Raw genomic sequence first — 16,247 nt, 5'->3', positions numbered from 1 at the left:
ACTTACGCATTTTGATTTTGAATATCATAATCACGTCTTACGACAAACTTCGTTGTAATAGGAAGCTTTTGAGCAGCTAAGCGCAATGCTTCTTTCGCGATTTCGTAAGATACTCCCTCAGCTTCAATAATGATTCTACCTGGAGTTACGGGAGCCACAAATCCCTCTGGAGCACCCTTACCTTTACCCATACGTACATCGGCAGGCTTTCTAGTGATCGGCTTATCCGGGAATATACGGATCCAGATCTGTCCTTGACGTTGCATATATCTTGTTACTGCAATACGAGCAGCTTCGATCTGACGGCCTGTAATCCACTTAGTCTCCAAAGCCTTTATGCCAAAAGAACCGAAGGCCAACTGGTTACCTCTCTGGGCATTACCTTTCTGACGGCCTTTCTGTTGTCTTCTGAATTTTGTCTTTTTCGGTTGTAACATAGTTTCCTAAAATTCAAATTCGTTTAGCGATTATTTTTCTTTCTTTTGAAGTTCTTTCCGCCGTTGTTTCCACCATTGTTTCCACGACCACTTTCTTTGCTTTGTGTAAAGTTCGGAGCCAATTCTCTCTTACCAAACACTTCACCTCTACAAATCCAAACCTTGATACCCAGCAAACCTACTTTAGTCAATGCTTCTGCATGACAGTAGTCGATATCAGCTCTGAAAGTGTGCAACGGAGTTCTTCCTTCTTTATACATTTCAGAACGGGCCATTTCAGCTCCATTCAAACGTCCTGAAATCTGAATTTTGATACCTTCAGCACCCATACGCATAGTGTTTGCGATAGCCATCTTGATGGCGCGGCGATAGGCAATTTTACCTTCTACCTGGCGAGCAATGTTATTAGCAACAATCACAGCATCCAGTTCCGGTCTTTTCACTTCAAAGATATTGATTTGAATATCTTTGTCGGTAACCTTCTTCAACTCTTCCTTCAACTTATCAACTTCCTGGCCACCTTTACCAATGATAATGCCTGGGCGAGCAGTACAAACAGTAATAGTAACGAGCTTCAGCGTACGTTCAATTACGATTCTTGATACACTTGCCTTTGCAAGTCTTGCATTAAGATATTTACGGATTTTGCTATCTTCCAGCAAAGAATCACCGTAATCATTTCCACCATACCAGTTAGAATCCCATCCTCTGATAATTCCTAAACGGTTGCTTATTGGATTAACTTTTTGTCCCATCTACCTTAATTTTGATCTTCGTTATTACTTTTAGCACCAACGAACAATGTTACGTGATTTGAACGTTTGCGAATTCTATAACCTCTACCCTGTGGTGCCGGTCTCATTCTTTTGAGTGTAGCTCCACCATCAACAAAAATCTTTGTTACGAACAATTCTCCGCTTTCAGCTTTACGTTCGTTTTTCTGTTCCCAGTTAGCAATTGCAGAGCGAAGCAATTTTTCCACTCTTGCAGCAGCTTCTTTTGAAGAAAATTTCAAAACACCAAGTGCTCTGTTCACTTCCATACCACGAATCATGTCTGCAACCAGACGCATCTTACGCGGAGAAGTAGGAACATTTTGCAATTTTGCAAAATACATGGTCTTAAGGGCTTCTTTTCTTTTTTCAGCCGATATTTTTTTTCTTGCTCCCATTATTATTATTACTTTATTATTTCAAATAAATCCTGTTATTTTTTCTTATTACCAGCGTGTCCTCTGAATGTACGAGTTGGAGCAAATTCGCCCAACTTGTGTCCTACCATATTCTCGGTAACATAAACAGGAATAAATTTATTTCCATTGTGAACTGCAACTGTATGGCCTACAAAATCAGGCGAAATCATTGAAGCTCTGGCCCAAGTCTTTACTACGACTTTCTTACCTGATTCATTCATGGCAAGAATTCTCTTTTCAAGCTTAACGTTAATATATGGACCTTTTTTTAATGAACGACTCATAGTTTACTCAATTAATCAGATTACTTTTTTCTTCTCTCAATAATGTACTTAGATGATTGTTTCTTAGGAGCTCTAGTCTTAAGTCCCTTAGCATACAATCCCTTACGTGATCTTGGGTGACCTCCGGAAGCACGTCCTTCACCACCACCCATCGGGTGATCAACCGGGTTCATTACAACGCCACGGTTACGAGGACGACGTCCTTGCCAACGAGAACGTCCAGCTTTACCTGAACTTTCCAATCCATGATCAGAGTTACCTACACTACCGATAGTAGCTTTACAAGTGCTAAGAATCTGTCTTACTTCACCTGAAGGCAACTTAATTACACAGTACTTACCCTCACGAGAAGTTAACTGAGCAAAGTTACCAGCTGAGCGAACCAGAGCAGCACCCTGTCCCGGACGTAATTCGATATTGTGAATCACAGTACCCACCGGAATGTTTTGAAGAGGAAGAGCATTACCAATCTCTGGCGCTGCTGTTTCACCTGACATCAGAGTCGCACCAACTTGCAATCCATTGGGAGCAATAATATATCTTTTTTCTCCATCAGCATAAAATAACAGAGCGATACGAGCCGAACGGTTCGGATCGTATTCAATTGTTTTAACCACTGCTGGAACACCGTCCTTATTTCTCTTGAAATCAACAATTCTAATCACCTTTCTATGACCGCCACCAATGTAGCGCATAGTCATCTTACCTTCGTTGTTACGACCGCCAGATGATTTCTTACCATATACAAGAGACTTTTCTGGTACTGATGCAGTAATTTCTTCGAAAGTACCAATAATTTTATGTCTTTGCCCCGGTGTTGTGGGCTTAAATTTACGTACTGCCATTTTTATTAAATATTGCTATAAAAATCAATAGTATCTCCTTCTTTCAATGTCACGATTGCTTTTTTGAAAGCATTCGTACGACCATTGATGATACCTGCTTTGGTATAACGGCTCTTATTTTTGCCAGCATACTTCACAGTATTCACATCAACTACTGTAACATTATAAAGAGCTTCAACTTCCTTCTTAATTTCCAGTTTGTTAGCATCAGGACGCACAACAAAGCCGAAACGATTCAGCTTATCTGTAATTGCAGTCATTTTCTCTGTTACCAACGGTTTAATAATAATTCCCATTATTTAAGCCTCCTATTTAAATTAAGATATTGTCAATAGCTTTCAGAGAGTTTTCTGTAAGCATAACAACCCCAGCATTCAATACTCTGTAAGTATTTAATCCTGAGATAGTCTGAACATTAGCACCCTCGATGTTACGAGCTGACAAATATACGTTTTTATTTGCTTCCGGTAAAATCACAAGTAGCTTTTTATCGGAAACTTTAAGATTTTTTGTCATTGCAACGAAATCTTTCGTCTTTGGAGCTTCAAAATTGAAATCTTCAACGACAACGATCGCATTGTTTTGAGCTTTATAAGACAAAGCGGACTTACGAGCCAATGTCTTAACTTTTTTATTTAACTTGAAGAAGTAGTCTCTTGGTTTCGGACCGAATACACGGGCACCACCAACAAGAACCGGTGAATTCATATCACCACGACGTGCTCCACCGCCACCTTTCTGACGACCGATCTTACGAGTAGAACCACTGATTTCACTTCTTTCTTTTGACTTATGAGTACCCTGACGCTGATTAGCCATAAACTGCTTTACGTCCAAATAAATAGCGTGGTCGTTGGGCTCAATTCCGAAGATAGATTCGTTTAACGTAACCTTTCTCCCAGTGTCTTCACCTTTAATGTTATATACGTTAACTTCCATTATTTCTCAATTAATACGATTGAACCTTTGCAACCCGGGATAGAACCTTTAACCAAAAGAAGGTTGTGATCCGCGATTACTTTTAATACCTGCAAGTTTTGTACAGTGACTCTGTCGCCACCAAGCTGTCCACCCATACGCATTCCTTTGAATACTTTTGCAGGGTAAGAACAAGCACCGATAGAACCTGGCTTACGAGCACGGTTGTGCTGTCCGTGAGTAGTCTGGCCTACACCACCAAAACCATGTCTTTTTACTACGCCCTGGAAACCTTTACCTTTAGAAGTACCAACAACGTCAACAAAGTTAGCGTCATTAAACATTTCTACAGTAACTGTATCACCCAGATTCAATTCTGTTTCAAATTCTTTGAACTCAGCCAAGTGTCTCTTCGGTGTTACTCCAGCTCTTTTAAAGTGACCCATCAACGGTTTAGTTGTGTGCTTTTCCTTTTTGTCTTGGAAACCCAACTGAACAGCTTCATAGCCATCCTTTTCTACAGTTTTAACTTGAGTAACAACACAAGGACCTGCTTCGATAACAGTGCATGGTACATTTTTACCATCGGCACTGAAAACGGATGTCATTCCGATTTTTTTTCCTAATAATCCTGGCATTTCACTAATTTTTAATTATCAAACTTTAATTTCTACTTCCACACCACTCGGTAACTCCAACTTCATCAGAGCATCTACCGTCTTAGCTGTTGAGCTATAGATGTCGATCAATCTCTTGTAAGAAGAGAGTTCAAACTGTTCACGAGACTTTTTGTTTACGAAAGTCGAGCGGTTCACTGTAAAGATACGCTTGTGCGTAGGAAGAGGAATTGGACCACTAACAATAGCACCCGTAGCCTTTACGGTTCTTACAATCTTCTCAGCTGATTTGTCAACCAAGTTGTGGTCGTAAGATTTCAATTTAATTCTAATTTTCTGACTCATTACAATTTTAAATTTAGATAGTTATAAATAAGATAAAGCCGCAGGCTAAGAGTCATTCGCTAGCCTGCTGCCTTAGATATTTTAGAGTAAATCAGCACGTCCCTTCACTTCTTCCAATACAGCCTTAGCAATAGAAGTAGAAACCTGAGCGTGATGAGAGTAAACCATAGATGAAGTTGCACGACCTGAAGTGATTGTACGCAACGCTGTTACATAACCAAACATTTCAGCCAACGGAACCATTGCTTTCACGATACGAGCACCTGAACGGCTGGACTCCATACCTTCAACCTGGCCACGACGTTTGTTCAAGTCACCAATGACATCACCCATATTTTCTTCCGGAGTTACAACCTCCAGCTTCATGATAGGCTCCATCAACACCGGACCCGCCTTAGCACATGCATTCTTATATGCTTGGATAGCACAAATTTCGAAAGACAACTGGTCTGAGTCAACCGGATGGAATGAACCATCAACCAAAGTTACTTTCAGTGAATCCAACGGATAACCCGCCAATACACCATTTTTCATCGCAGTTGTGAAACCTTTCTGAACTGACGGAATAAATTCTTTAGGAATATTACCACCTTTCACTTCATCAACAAATTGCAATCCGCCTTCCTTGAAATCTTCATCAACCGGACCAATCTTAACGATGATATCAGCAAACTTACCACGACCACCGGATTGTTTCTTATAAACTTCACGAAGATCAACTGTTTTTGTAATTGCTTCTTTGTAGTTAACCTGCGGTTTACCTTGATTACATTCTACTTTGAACTCACGTTTCAAACGGTCGATAATGATATCCAAGTGAAGCTCACCCATACCAGAGATAACAGTCTGACCTGTCTGCTCATCAGTTTTTACCGTAAACGTCGGATCTTCCTCAGCAAGCTTAGACAAACCATTAGACAATTTATCCATGTCTTTCTGAGTTTTAGGCTCAACTGCAATACCGATAACCGGTTCCGGGAAATCCATAGATTCAAGCACAATCGGAGCACTTTCGTCACACAATGTATCACCTGTATGGATATCTTTAAAACCTACACCCGCACCGATATCACCAGCACCGATTACTTCAACCGGATTCTGTTTGTTTGAGTGCATCTGGAACAGACGAGAAACACGTTCTTTCTTTCCAGAGCGAGAGTTGTAAATATAAGAACCAGCCTCGATCTTACCTGAATATACACGGAAGAAAGTCAAACGACCAACATACGGGTCAGTAGCAATCTTAAACGCCAAAGCTGATGTCTTTTCATCATCACTCGGTTTACGATCTTCTTCAGCACCAGTATTCGGGTTTGTTCCTATTACATTTTCGGTATCCAATGGAGAAGGCAAGAAAGCACAAACGTAGTCAAGCAAAGTCTGTACACCCTTATTCTTGAATGAAGAACCGCAAAGCATTGGAACAACAGCCATCTGAACAGTTGCATTACGAAGAGCTCTCAAGACTTCTTCTTCTGTAATAGTAGAAGGGTCATCGAAATATTTCTCCATCAAAGCATCATCAAATTCAGCTACTTTTTCGAGCATTTTATCTCTCCATTCGTTTGCTTCATCAACAAGGTCTGCTGGAATTTCTTCTACAGTATAGTCAGCCCCCATTGTTTCATCATGCCAATAGATAGCTTTCATTTTGATAAGGTCAACAAGACCTTTGAAAGATTCTTCAGCACCGATAGGAACAACAATAGGACAAGGATTAGCTCCAAGAACATCCTTCATCTGACGAACCACTTCAAAGAAGTCCGCACCAGAACGGTCCATCTTGTTTACGTAGGCAATACGAGGTACATTATACTTGTCAGCCTGACGCCATACAGTTTCCGACTGAGGTTCTACACCACCTACTGCACAGTAAGCAGCAACAGCACCGTCCAAGATACGCAATGAACGTTCTACTTCAGCAGTAAAGTCAACGTGTCCCGGAGTGTCAATCAAGTTAATTTTATAGGTATCACCTGCATATTGCCAACGTGTAGTAGTCGCTGCAGATGTAATAGTAATACCACGTTCTTGTTCCTGCTCCATCCAGTCCATAGTAGCAGCACCATCATGCACCTCACCAATCTTGTGAGTCAATCCGGTATAGAACAGGATACGTTCAGAAGTTGTTGTTTTTCCGGCATCGATGTGAGCCATGATACCGATATTACGAGTCAAATGTAAATCTTGCTTAGCCATCTTAATTCCTTTTACTTTAAGTTTTTAATAATTGTATCTTATAGTATTAGAATCTAAAATGAGCAAATGCACGGTTAGCTTCAGCCATTCTGTGCATATCTTCTTTACGCTTGTATGCACCACCTTGTTCATTGAAGGCATCCATGATTTCAGCAGCCAGCTTATCAGCCATTGATTTACCACCTCTTTTACGAGCAAACAGAATCAGATTCTTCATTGAGATGGATTCTTTACGATCCGGACGGATTTCAGTAGGAACTTGGAAAGTAGCACCACCTACACGGCGAGACTTAACTTCCACTTGCGGAGTCACATTATCCAAAGCCTTTTTCCAGATTTCGAGAGCGGATTTTTCTTCATTAGGAAGTTTCACTTTCACTGTTTCCAGAGCGGCATAAAAGATTTCATAAGATGTATTCTTTTTACCATCATACATCAAATGGTTTACGAACTTAGAAACCTTTTGGTCATTAAACACGGGATCCGGAAGGATAACGCGTTTTTTTGGTTTTGCTTTTCTCATTTGTTTGAAAAATAATGTTTTTTGTTCTTGGTTGTCTACTTCTTGACTTCTTCAACTCTCCCACCGGAGAATTTACTCAACCTTTAGCATCTCCAACAAACTAAAACGTAAGTTATTACTTTAATTTTAATTAGGTTTTAATCCTTATTTTTTCTTAGCCGGTGCAGCTTGTCCCGGTTTCGGACGCTTAGCGCCGTATTTAGAACGTCTTTGAGTACGACCAGCAACACCTGCTGTATCAAGAGTACCACGTACAATGTGATAACGCACACCCGGAAGGTCTTTCACACGACCACCGCGCACCAATACGATTGAGTGTTCCTGCAAGTTGTGTCCTTCTCCCGGAATGTATGAGTTCACCTCTTTTTGGTTAGTCAAACGTACACGGGCTACTTTACGCATTGCAGAGTTCGGCTTCTTCGGAGTAGTAGTGTATACTCTCACGCAAACGCCACGTCTTTGAGGACAAGAATCCAAGGCCGGAGATTTACTTTTCTCCACCAGCACTTCGCGTCCTTTTCTTACTAATTGCTGAATTGTAGGCATTTTAATTGTTTTTTGATTTATATTATTGTTATATTAATTTCGCAACTATACATTTTGGGCTGCAAAAATACGAATAATATTTGAATATTCAATGCACTACAACCTTTTTTTATTTTTTAATATTTTTATATCAGCCTCACGCTTCGCCTTTTACACCCGCCAAAGGAGGAATCGAAGATTCGTCAGAAGTACGTATCGGACCAAATACCCGTTCATATTTAGCGATATTATCTTCTAAAGCCCGTAACAGACGTTTTGCATGCTCAGGAGCTACAACAATACGAGATTGTACTCCAGCCTTAGGCATACCCGGCATTACACGTATAAAATCAAGAATAAATTCTGAACTTGAATGGGTAATGATAGCAAGATTGGCATATGTACCCTGTGCCACTTCTTCCTTCAATTCAATCTGCAATTGACCGTTATTATTTTGTTCTTCCATATTTTATATGATTAATAGTTATTCTGCAAAATAACGCAATTTTCTTTAGATATTTTCATGTTGAGCAAACAAAAAAGCGGTCCGACATTCGAACCGCTTTTCTATTATATCTGATTTTCCAATTAGAGCTTCGGACCAGCAGCAACCAAAGCCTTACCAGCTTCGGTACCTGTAAACTTAGCGAAGTTCTTAATGAAACGTCCAGCCAAATCTTTTGCTTTCTCTTCCCATTTGCAAGCACATTCGTAAGTATCGCGCGGATCAAGGATTTTCGGATCAACACCCGGAAGTTCTGTAGGAACAACAAAATCGAAATAAGGAATAACCTTAGTCGGAGCTTTGTCGATAGAACCGTCAAGGATAGCATCGATAATACCACGAGTATCTTTGATAGAGATACGTTTGCCGGAACCATTCCAGCCAGTGTTAACCAAGTATGCTTTAGCACCGGTCATTTCCATTTTCTTAACCAGTTCTTCTGCATATTTAGTCGGGTGCAATGACAAGAAAGCAGCACCGAAGCAAGCTGAGAAAGTCGGAGTAGGTTCAGTGATACCACGTTCTGTACCAGCCAACTTAGCTGTAAATCCAGACAAGAAGTAGTATTGAGCCTGTTCCGGATTCAAGATAGATACCGGAGGCAATACACCGAATGCATCAGCAGACAAGAAAATAACTTGTTTAGCGTGAGGGCCTTTAGATACAGGTTTAACGATGTTTTCGATGTGATAAATAGGATAAGAAACACGAGTATTTTCCGTTACACTCTTATCCGTGAAATCGATCTTGCCATTAGCATCAACAGTTACGTTTTCCAGTAAAGCGTCACGCTTGATAGCATTGTAGATATCCGGTTCACTGTCTTTATCCAAGTTGATAACTTTAGCATAGCAACCACCTTCGTAGTTGAATACACCTTCGTTATCCCATCCGTGTTCGTCGTCACCGATCAATTTACGTTTCGGGTCAGTAGACAAAGTAGTCTTACCTGTACCTGACAGACCGAAGAAAATAGCAGAGCTAGTACCTTCCATATCTGTGTTAGCAGAACAGTGCATAGAAGCGATACCACGAAGCGGGTTCATGTAGTTCATGATAGAGAACATACCTTTCTTCATTTCACCACCGTACCAAGTGTTCAGGATAACTTGTTCTTTAGTCTTCAAGTTGAATACTGTAGCAGTTTCTGAGTTCAAGCCCAGTTCTTTGTAGTTGTCAACTTTAGCCTTAGAAGCGTTGAAGCATACAAAATCAGGTTCTCCGTAGTTAGCAAGTTCTTCTGCCGTCGGGCGAATAAACATGTTAGTTACGAAGTGAGCCTGCCAAGCTACTTCCATGATAAAACGTACTTTCATACGAGTAGCTTCGTTAGCGCCACAGAAAGTATCAACAACGAACAAGCGCTTGCCAGACAACTGTTTCACAGCTTTAGCCTTCAAGTCAGCCCAAGCTTCTTCAGTACAAGGTTTGTTATCGTTTTTGTATTCGTCAGAAGTCCACCATACTGAATTTTCAGAAGCTTCATTCTTAACGAAGAATTTATCTTTAGGAGAGCGACCGGTATAGATACCTGTCATTACATTAACAGCACCTAATTCAGTTACTTGACCTTTTTCAAAGCCTTCCAGACTCGGTTTTGTTTCTTCAGCGAACAAAACATCATAAGACGGGTTGTGCAGGATTTCTGTTACACCTGTAATACCGTACTTGCTCAAATCTAAATTTGCCATTTTCTTTTGAATTAATTAAAATTGGTATTTTGTTTTATTATCTCTTTCTATGATATATAAATGCAGAGGAGATTGGATACCCTCTTGTAAATCCGGGTACAAAAGTAATACTTTCTTTGGAATGCAAGAAGGGATTAGAGAAATTTTTCCCTAATTGAATCTCTTTTATAAATTCCTAACAATATCTGCAAACTGAATATTGCAATTTGAAAGATTATCGCTTACTTTGCAAAACAAAATAATGCGGGATACATTAAATAATTATTCATCATGAAAGTAGTTGATTTTAGCAAAACAAATTCGATTCTAAACCAATACGTCTCCGAGATTAGAAATGTAGAAGTTCAGAACGACCGCCTGCGTTTCCGCCGTAACATTGAGCGCATCGGAGAAATCATGGCTTATGAAATGAGTAAGGAGTTTACCTACTCGGTAAAGAACATTCGGACACCTCTCGGAATCGCTCCGGTCAGCACTCCGGACAACCAATTGGTTATCAGCACTATTCTACGTGCCGGTCTACCTTTTCATCAAGGCTTCCTAAGCTATTTTGACGGAGCGGAGAACGCATTTGTTTCTGCTTACCGTAAATATAAGGATACACTGAAATTTGATATACACATAGAATATATTGCTTCACCACGCATTGATGACAAAACACTAATCATCACAGATCCCATGTTGGCAACGGGTAGTAGCATGGAACTCAGTTATCAGGCAATGCTGACCAAAGGTCATCCAGCCGAGATTCATGTAGCTTCCATTATCGCCAGCCAACAAGCCATCGAACATATCAAAAATATATTCCCCGAAGACAAGACTATTATCTGGTGTGCCGCTATTGATCCTGAAATCAACGAACATTCTTATATCGTTCCCGGATTGGGCGACGCAGGCGACCTTGCTTACGGAGAAAAGGAATAATCCTTTAGAGGCTCTTCCGATATTGTTGTGGCGACATCCCCATTTGCTTCTTAAAGAAAGTGCCAAAATAGGAAGCATTTGGGAAGCCAAAGTCATTGGATATTTCCTGAATATTTTTTTGAGTATTTTTAAGCAAGGAGATACATTTACGAATAATCGCCTTAAAAACAAGTTCCTGTACCGTATATCCACAGATACTTTTAGATACAGCAGACAAGTATTTGGGTGACAGACATAATTTATCTGCATAAAATTCGACTCCCCGCTCCTGCATATAATGCTGCTCGATCAGTTGAATCAAGCGGATAAAGGTTTCACGCTTACGCCCTCCCGCATCTCGTCTTTCACTAACAAGTTTACGATTATAAATAGAGCAAATCCGGTATGTCAGCGCAAGCAGAAGCAACTTCTGTTCATAGAACTTAAATGAATTTTCTTCAGGCTGCAAAGCACTATCCAACAAAGACATATATTTCAAAATATCTTCCTCCTCACCGGTATTCCACACGCAAGAGGGGGCTTCAGATGTCAACCGAGAATACATATACATGGAAACAACCAGATTACCCATAATATCCCGAATTGGATCTATCTGATAAAACAACATCTGTATTTCCAAATCCCTAGATTCTTCGAGGATCTGAAATTCACCATCTTCAGGAATAAACAAACTTTCACCCGCCTTAGCCAAATGTTTCTTCTGATTGAGTAAAAACAGAAACTCTCCTTGCCCACAAACAATCACCCCCAACCCCTTCATATGAAAAGGTGCTTGCAGCGGGGAGGGAAAAGTCACAAATATTCCTCTTGAACTACATATATTTTTTCCGTTTAGCAAATCGCGTTCAAACTGCAACAAACGATCTCGTCCAATTCCCATTATAACAGCATATTAACAGAGTACTACTAAAAACGGCACTAAGTTAACAATTTCCGTTTAGGATAAGGAACAACAAGCACAAATATCATACAAATTAATCCACCATAGATCGTCCATCCCGCCATTTCTTTAAGAGCGGAAAGTGTAGCCTGCACCTGAATACGGCCTTTGGTAGATATGGCAGCCATATTACGAGCTTCCGTCTCACTCTTCCCCTGATATTTCATTCCTTGCACCGCACCGAGAAAAGAAGCGGAAGCATCCGGATTAAGCAGGTCCACATTCTGTGCATAACGGGTTACATAATGCTGTTGACGTTCCTGCAATACATTTGTATAGAGTGCTCCTCCAATGCTTGGCCCCACAACCATACGCACGGTAAGCATAATGCAGATCCATGTGGAAAGATATTTAAAGGGCATACGTTGGTTAGCATAGGCAGCCGTCAGCGCATATAAAATCATCATACCCGTGGCACGGATAATAACCGCATATTTCAAACGCTCATAAACTCCTGCGGTCTGCACTTCAAAATACATGAATACGGCAGACAAAGACAGAAAGAAGAATCCCATAGCAAATAGATACTTAAAATGCAATCCTTTACTTCCCAACGCCATAGCAAGTACAGCACCAATAGCATACCCCACCATGCACCAGTTACCCAACGCCGCATTCTGTAAATTATCAATATGCATACCGACCCCCGCAAACACATTGACAAACATTGCACTGGAGTTTATCACCATCAACAACAAATAAAGTAATGCTCCCATACGTATGGTACGCAGTTTAAACGCATCCAACAATACATAAGGAGAGCGGCGCCTCGCATCCATATAAAGAAATATTCCCGCAAAAAGAATACTGACAGCCGTCGCCCACCGGATGGACTCATCAGCATACCAATCGAGTACTTTCCCATAGACCAGCACATAAGTGAGACACGTCAAAGAGATGCAGAACGCTGTAACATTGCCAAATTTACGAAAATTAATAGGAAACCGTCCCGGAAACTTATAATTCGGCATAGTTATAAAAAGAAGTAAAATAGATACCAGCAGAATCCCCATCATAAAATAGTATACATATTTCCACTCATATTCAAAGGACAGCCAGGCCGTCAGCGCCGTACCTGACTGTCCCAGAATCATAAAAAACAGATAAACTGCCGGTTGACTCACACACCGGTCAATATCCAGCTTATTCCATCCGGAAGCGTCTTTTGGTTCCAAACCAGGAGTAATGTTGCGGGTAGCTTCCATGCCACCGGCATACCAGATAAGCGTAAACAAATTGACCATCATCAGCACCATGCGCAAAAATCCTGTCAAAAGACTACAAAGTGCCAACAGAAAAACACTATCAGTCTTTGCACAGATATAACTGAATATATACATGAATGCAAACCCGACAATACACATCATCTTTTCCCGTCGCACACATACCAGTTGATAAAGAAAGGGAGCAAAAACCGCCATACCTATCGAAGTCACAAAGTTGGCAAACTGTATATGTTCGGAGATAATACCAAGCCCACTCATCATTTCGGTACTATTGACCGAATAAACCCCACCTACCGTAAGAATCGGCAGAAAGAAGAACAAAAGAATTATAATACCCAACGGTTTGGGCATCCAACTGTAAAAAGGATAGTTTTTAGGATAAGAGGGCATTGGGTTTAATTAAAAATTATAAATTAAAAATCAAAGAAGGAGATATAGTGCGGGAGGAGGTGGTAGGTAATTAGAGTTTGGCTTTCACCACTACCATCATGCCTGCTGCCAGTCGTTCATTATCCTCCTTGGACAAATCGGTAAAATCAATTCGCACCGGAATACGCTGCTGAATCTTCACAAAGTTGCCTGCCGAATTGTCCGTTGGTACTAATGAATATTTGGATCCGGTAGCTCCGGATATGGAGGTCACCTTCCCTTTGAACTCTTTATCACTGATCGCATCTACCGTAACAGATACCTCTTGTCCAATACTCAGATTTTCTATCTGTGTCTCCTTATAATTAGCCACAATCCATTTTTGCGTATTGGGGAGAATATACGTAATAGTCTGTCCGGCTGCAATAAATTGCCCCTCTTCTAAGGAACGACGTCCCAGTTTTCCATCACATGGAGCCACCACAACCGTATAAGAAAGATTCAAACGTGCCATTTCGAGTGCAGCCGTTGCTCTTTGGATGGCAGCTTCAGTACTCACACGGCGATAAGACACTTCATCCACACCGGAAAGAGCTGCCTTTTTCTGTCTTTTCACAGCCTCCAGCTTCTTACGTGTAGCTTCATAGTCCGTGACAATCTGTTCCAACTGAATGGGGGTAGCCGCTTTCCGTTCCACCAGATTCTCATATCGCTTCCTGTCTTTTTCCAACTTCGCCAAACGCACCTCAATCTCCGCGATAGACGCGTCATAAACGGTTGCTGTTGTCTGTGTTGTATTGAGTGTCGCATTGATAACCGTTGCACCGGCTTGCGCATCTTTCAAAGCAGCCTCCGCTTCCATTACCCGAATCTTATATTCACGGTCGTCAAGTACTAGTAACGTATCTCCCTTACGTACCTCCTGATGCTCGGTAAAATAGATTTTGTCAATATAGCCGGATGCACGCAAGTTGATAGGCGACACATATTGCTCTATCTGTGCATCGTTACTAGTCTCCGTCCGACTATAATTCAGGAAAAGACAGATCACCTCAATCACTCCCCAGACGATAATAGCCACTCCCAAAAGGCTGACTGCTATCTGCCACCGACGAAGTTTCTTCATCTTCTTCGCTTTCTCCTGATGAGTAGCGGAAGGAATATAATTTTCCATTGTTTCCATATTTATGATTATTATTTGACTAATGATTCGATTTGTCCGGTCAGTTTCAACAACATCAGGTTAGTGACCCGGTAATTATAGTGCGCGTTAATATAATTATTCTGCGCCTCACTCATTTGCATCTCATCCTGCAACACTTCAGTCATAGAAGCAATTCCTTCACGGTAACGGTCGGATGTGACCGTATACACATCTTCCGCCAACAAATAATTATCCTTCTGCTTCTTAAAGTTACGCTGATTGTTCATCAAGTCGTTCACGGCATTCAGATACTGAGTTTGCAGACTCTTCCGGGCATTTTCCCATGCCAACTTACTGTTCTCGATATCAATCATCGCCTTCTTGATTTTATATGTCTTATCCAGCCCGTCGAAGATAGGAATACGCAACGTCAGCCCCAACCCGTAAGAGCGGAACCAATGGTTGGATGGGCCGGAGTGAAACCAGTGGTAGCCTTTATCCGTATAAGCAGCATATCGCCAACTACCCGTCAAGCTCAGTGAAGGTATATAACCGTTACTAATTATCTTCTTTTGTTTCTCTGACAGTTGCACTTGTGATTGTGAGAGTTGAAGTTCATAGATATTTTCCGACAAACCGGTCAAAGCCACTGTAGTAATACTATCGGTATTTACCGGTGTTAATACAAACTCCTTTTCAGCCGGATAATCCATTATATATTTCAACATATTCAACTGCTGTTTCATCATAGCCTGTGCATTGTCATATTGTACCTTCAGATTTTCCAAATTTATATTCACTCTTTTCAAATCGACTTCCATAGACATTCCGTTATCAAAAAAAGCTTGCGTAATATCCCTCAATTCTTCCAAACGAGTGATATTAGCTTTTATCAGTACTATCTGTTCGGCCGTAACCTGTCCGAGATAATACATCTTACTGATTTGCATAATGATATCCTCCCTAGCCTTTCCATAAGACAGGCGGCTGATTTCCTCCATCACCTTAGCTATGGACATAGAGGTATAGAGTGTCTGATTGAAAAGCGGCATTTGCATTTCCAACCCCGCATTGGCAGTATGCTGCAATGTTTTCGTAATATTATAAGGGACACCATAAGAAGAGCCGTCAGTAACGGACACAGGCGGATCAAAATTGTTATTATAACCGGCTATCGCCGTTATCTGTGGTAATAACTTCGACCGGTTCTCAGATACGCCATACTTGCTTTTCTGTATTTCTTTGCGTTTCCCCTCCAACGACAAGTTATTGTCAATACCAATACGAAGGCAATCCTCTAATGTCAGGGTCTCCACCTCTTGCGCTTTTCCGTCCACAACAAGTAAGGAAAGAAAGGAAAATATGAATAGTAGTCTTCTCATAATATATATGCTATTATTGGCTACAAATTTAGCAGCTTATGACATAATGAGAGTATCCACAAACTATTTGTTTATATTCATATTTTCCCTTTTCGAGCAATAATCTACCCAAAACCGGACTATTCCGGATATACTGCATAGAAAAACAAACGACTCTCTTCCTTCCGAAGAGAGCCGTTCC

19 protein-coding genes are annotated in these 16,247 nt (G+C 40.9%); 1 reads left to right on the top strand and 18 read right to left on the bottom strand.

Features of this window, described 5'->3' with window-relative positions; all coding sequences use genetic code 11:
* Nucleotides 1–2 precede the first annotated feature (2 nt).
* The 14 genes from rplP to pckA all read right to left on the bottom strand — a co-directional run bounded on the left by rplP (nt 3) and on the right by pckA (nt 10,081).
* Nucleotides 3–437: a 50S ribosomal protein L16 gene (gene rplP, locus ACNOGP_RS06505; RefSeq protein ID WP_004291234.1), complete on the bottom strand. Its 435-nt coding sequence runs from the start codon at nt 435–437 to the stop codon at nt 3–5.
* Nucleotides 438–460: 23 nt separating this feature from the next.
* On the bottom strand, nt 461–1,192 hold the full coding sequence (rpsC, locus tag ACNOGP_RS06500; RefSeq protein WP_005675430.1) for a 30S ribosomal protein S3: 732 nt from the start codon (nt 1,190–1,192) through the stop codon (nt 461–463).
* Between the two features lie 5 nt (nt 1,193–1,197).
* Nucleotides 1,198–1,608: a 50S ribosomal protein L22 gene (gene rplV / locus ACNOGP_RS06495; RefSeq protein ID WP_005675428.1), complete on the bottom strand. Its 411-nt coding sequence runs from the start codon at nt 1,606–1,608 to the stop codon at nt 1,198–1,200.
* A 35-nt stretch (nt 1,609–1,643) separates the two neighbouring features.
* The gene (gene rpsS / locus ACNOGP_RS06490) at nt 1,644–1,913 is read right to left on the bottom strand and encodes a 30S ribosomal protein S19 (RefSeq protein ID WP_007747939.1); all 270 of its coding nucleotides are present in this window, start codon (nt 1,911–1,913) and stop codon (nt 1,644–1,646) included.
* Between the two features lie 20 nt (nt 1,914–1,933).
* Complete coding sequence (rplB, locus tag ACNOGP_RS06485) at nt 1,934–2,758, bottom strand: 50S ribosomal protein L2 (RefSeq protein WP_007747936.1); 825 nt, start codon at nt 2,756–2,758, stop codon at nt 1,934–1,936.
* A gap of 5 nt (nt 2,759–2,763) precedes the next feature.
* On the bottom strand, nt 2,764–3,054 hold the full coding sequence (gene rplW, locus ACNOGP_RS06480; RefSeq protein WP_007747932.1) for a 50S ribosomal protein L23: 291 nt from the start codon (nt 3,052–3,054) through the stop codon (nt 2,764–2,766).
* Between the two features lie 16 nt (nt 3,055–3,070).
* Nucleotides 3,071–3,697, bottom strand: a complete 627-nt coding sequence (gene rplD, locus ACNOGP_RS06475) for a 50S ribosomal protein L4 (protein ID WP_007747930.1) — start codon at nt 3,695–3,697, stop codon at nt 3,071–3,073.
* Complete coding sequence (gene rplC / locus ACNOGP_RS06470; RefSeq protein WP_007761947.1) at nt 3,697–4,314, bottom strand: 50S ribosomal protein L3; 618 nt, start codon at nt 4,312–4,314, stop codon at nt 3,697–3,699. Before rplC ends, rplD begins: the two co-directional genes overlap by 1 nt.
* Nucleotides 4,315–4,332: 18 nt before the next feature.
* Nucleotides 4,333–4,638: a 30S ribosomal protein S10 gene (rpsJ, locus tag ACNOGP_RS06465; RefSeq protein ID WP_002558075.1), complete on the bottom strand. Its 306-nt coding sequence runs from the start codon at nt 4,636–4,638 to the stop codon at nt 4,333–4,335.
* A gap of 81 nt (nt 4,639–4,719) precedes the next feature.
* Nucleotides 4,720–6,837, bottom strand: coding sequence for an elongation factor G (fusA, locus tag ACNOGP_RS06460; protein WP_007747921.1), 2,118 nt, complete (start codon nt 6,835–6,837; stop codon nt 4,720–4,722).
* Nucleotides 6,838–6,883: 46 nt separating this feature from the next.
* Nucleotides 6,884–7,360, bottom strand: coding sequence for a 30S ribosomal protein S7 (gene rpsG / locus ACNOGP_RS06455; RefSeq protein WP_005675420.1), 477 nt, complete (start codon nt 7,358–7,360; stop codon nt 6,884–6,886).
* A gap of 144 nt (nt 7,361–7,504) precedes the next feature.
* Complete coding sequence (gene rpsL / locus ACNOGP_RS06450) at nt 7,505–7,906, bottom strand: 30S ribosomal protein S12 (protein ID WP_005675419.1); 402 nt, start codon at nt 7,904–7,906, stop codon at nt 7,505–7,507.
* A gap of 136 nt (nt 7,907–8,042) precedes the next feature.
* Nucleotides 8,043–8,351 (bottom strand): DUF3467 domain-containing protein, encoded by a 309-nt coding sequence (locus ACNOGP_RS06445; protein WP_186968308.1) that lies wholly within the window; start codon nt 8,349–8,351, stop codon nt 8,043–8,045.
* A gap of 122 nt (nt 8,352–8,473) precedes the next feature.
* Nucleotides 8,474–10,081 (bottom strand): phosphoenolpyruvate carboxykinase (ATP), encoded by a 1,608-nt coding sequence (gene pckA, locus ACNOGP_RS06440; RefSeq protein ID WP_007761960.1) that lies wholly within the window; start codon nt 10,079–10,081, stop codon nt 8,474–8,476.
* Nucleotides 10,082–10,351: 270 nt separating this feature from the next.
* On the opposite strand from pckA, the gene upp reads away from it, so the two are divergent.
* The gene (upp, locus tag ACNOGP_RS06435) at nt 10,352–11,005 is read left to right on the top strand and encodes a uracil phosphoribosyltransferase (RefSeq protein WP_186927610.1); all 654 of its coding nucleotides are present in this window, start codon (nt 10,352–10,354) and stop codon (nt 11,003–11,005) included.
* 4 nt (nt 11,006–11,009) lie between these two features.
* Here upp and ACNOGP_RS06430 read toward each other — a convergent pair whose 3' ends face one another.
* The 4 genes from ACNOGP_RS06430 to ACNOGP_RS06415 form a co-directional block, all read right to left on the bottom strand.
* On the bottom strand, nt 11,010–11,885 hold the full coding sequence (locus ACNOGP_RS06430; protein ID WP_186968309.1) for an AraC family transcriptional regulator: 876 nt from the start codon (nt 11,883–11,885) through the stop codon (nt 11,010–11,012).
* Between the two features lie 38 nt (nt 11,886–11,923).
* Nucleotides 11,924–13,561 (bottom strand): MFS transporter, encoded by a 1,638-nt coding sequence (locus ACNOGP_RS06425; RefSeq protein WP_418214368.1) that lies wholly within the window; start codon nt 13,559–13,561, stop codon nt 11,924–11,926.
* A gap of 70 nt (nt 13,562–13,631) precedes the next feature.
* On the bottom strand, nt 13,632–14,723 hold the full coding sequence (locus ACNOGP_RS06420; protein WP_418214367.1) for an HlyD family secretion protein: 1,092 nt from the start codon (nt 14,721–14,723) through the stop codon (nt 13,632–13,634).
* A gap of 11 nt (nt 14,724–14,734) precedes the next feature.
* Entirely contained in the window at nt 14,735–16,066 is a 1,332-nt protein-coding gene (locus tag ACNOGP_RS06415; protein WP_418214366.1) for a TolC family protein, read from the bottom strand.
* Between the last annotated feature and the right edge of the window lie 181 nt (nt 16,067–16,247).

It is taken from the genome of Bacteroides difficilis (assembly GCF_048319815.1).
Taxonomy (GTDB): Bacteria; Bacteroidota; Bacteroidia; order Bacteroidales; family Bacteroidaceae; genus Bacteroides; species Bacteroides zhangwenhongii.
Note: the sequence above shows the minus strand (reverse complement) of the source record. Positions and strands in the feature narration are given on the sequence as shown.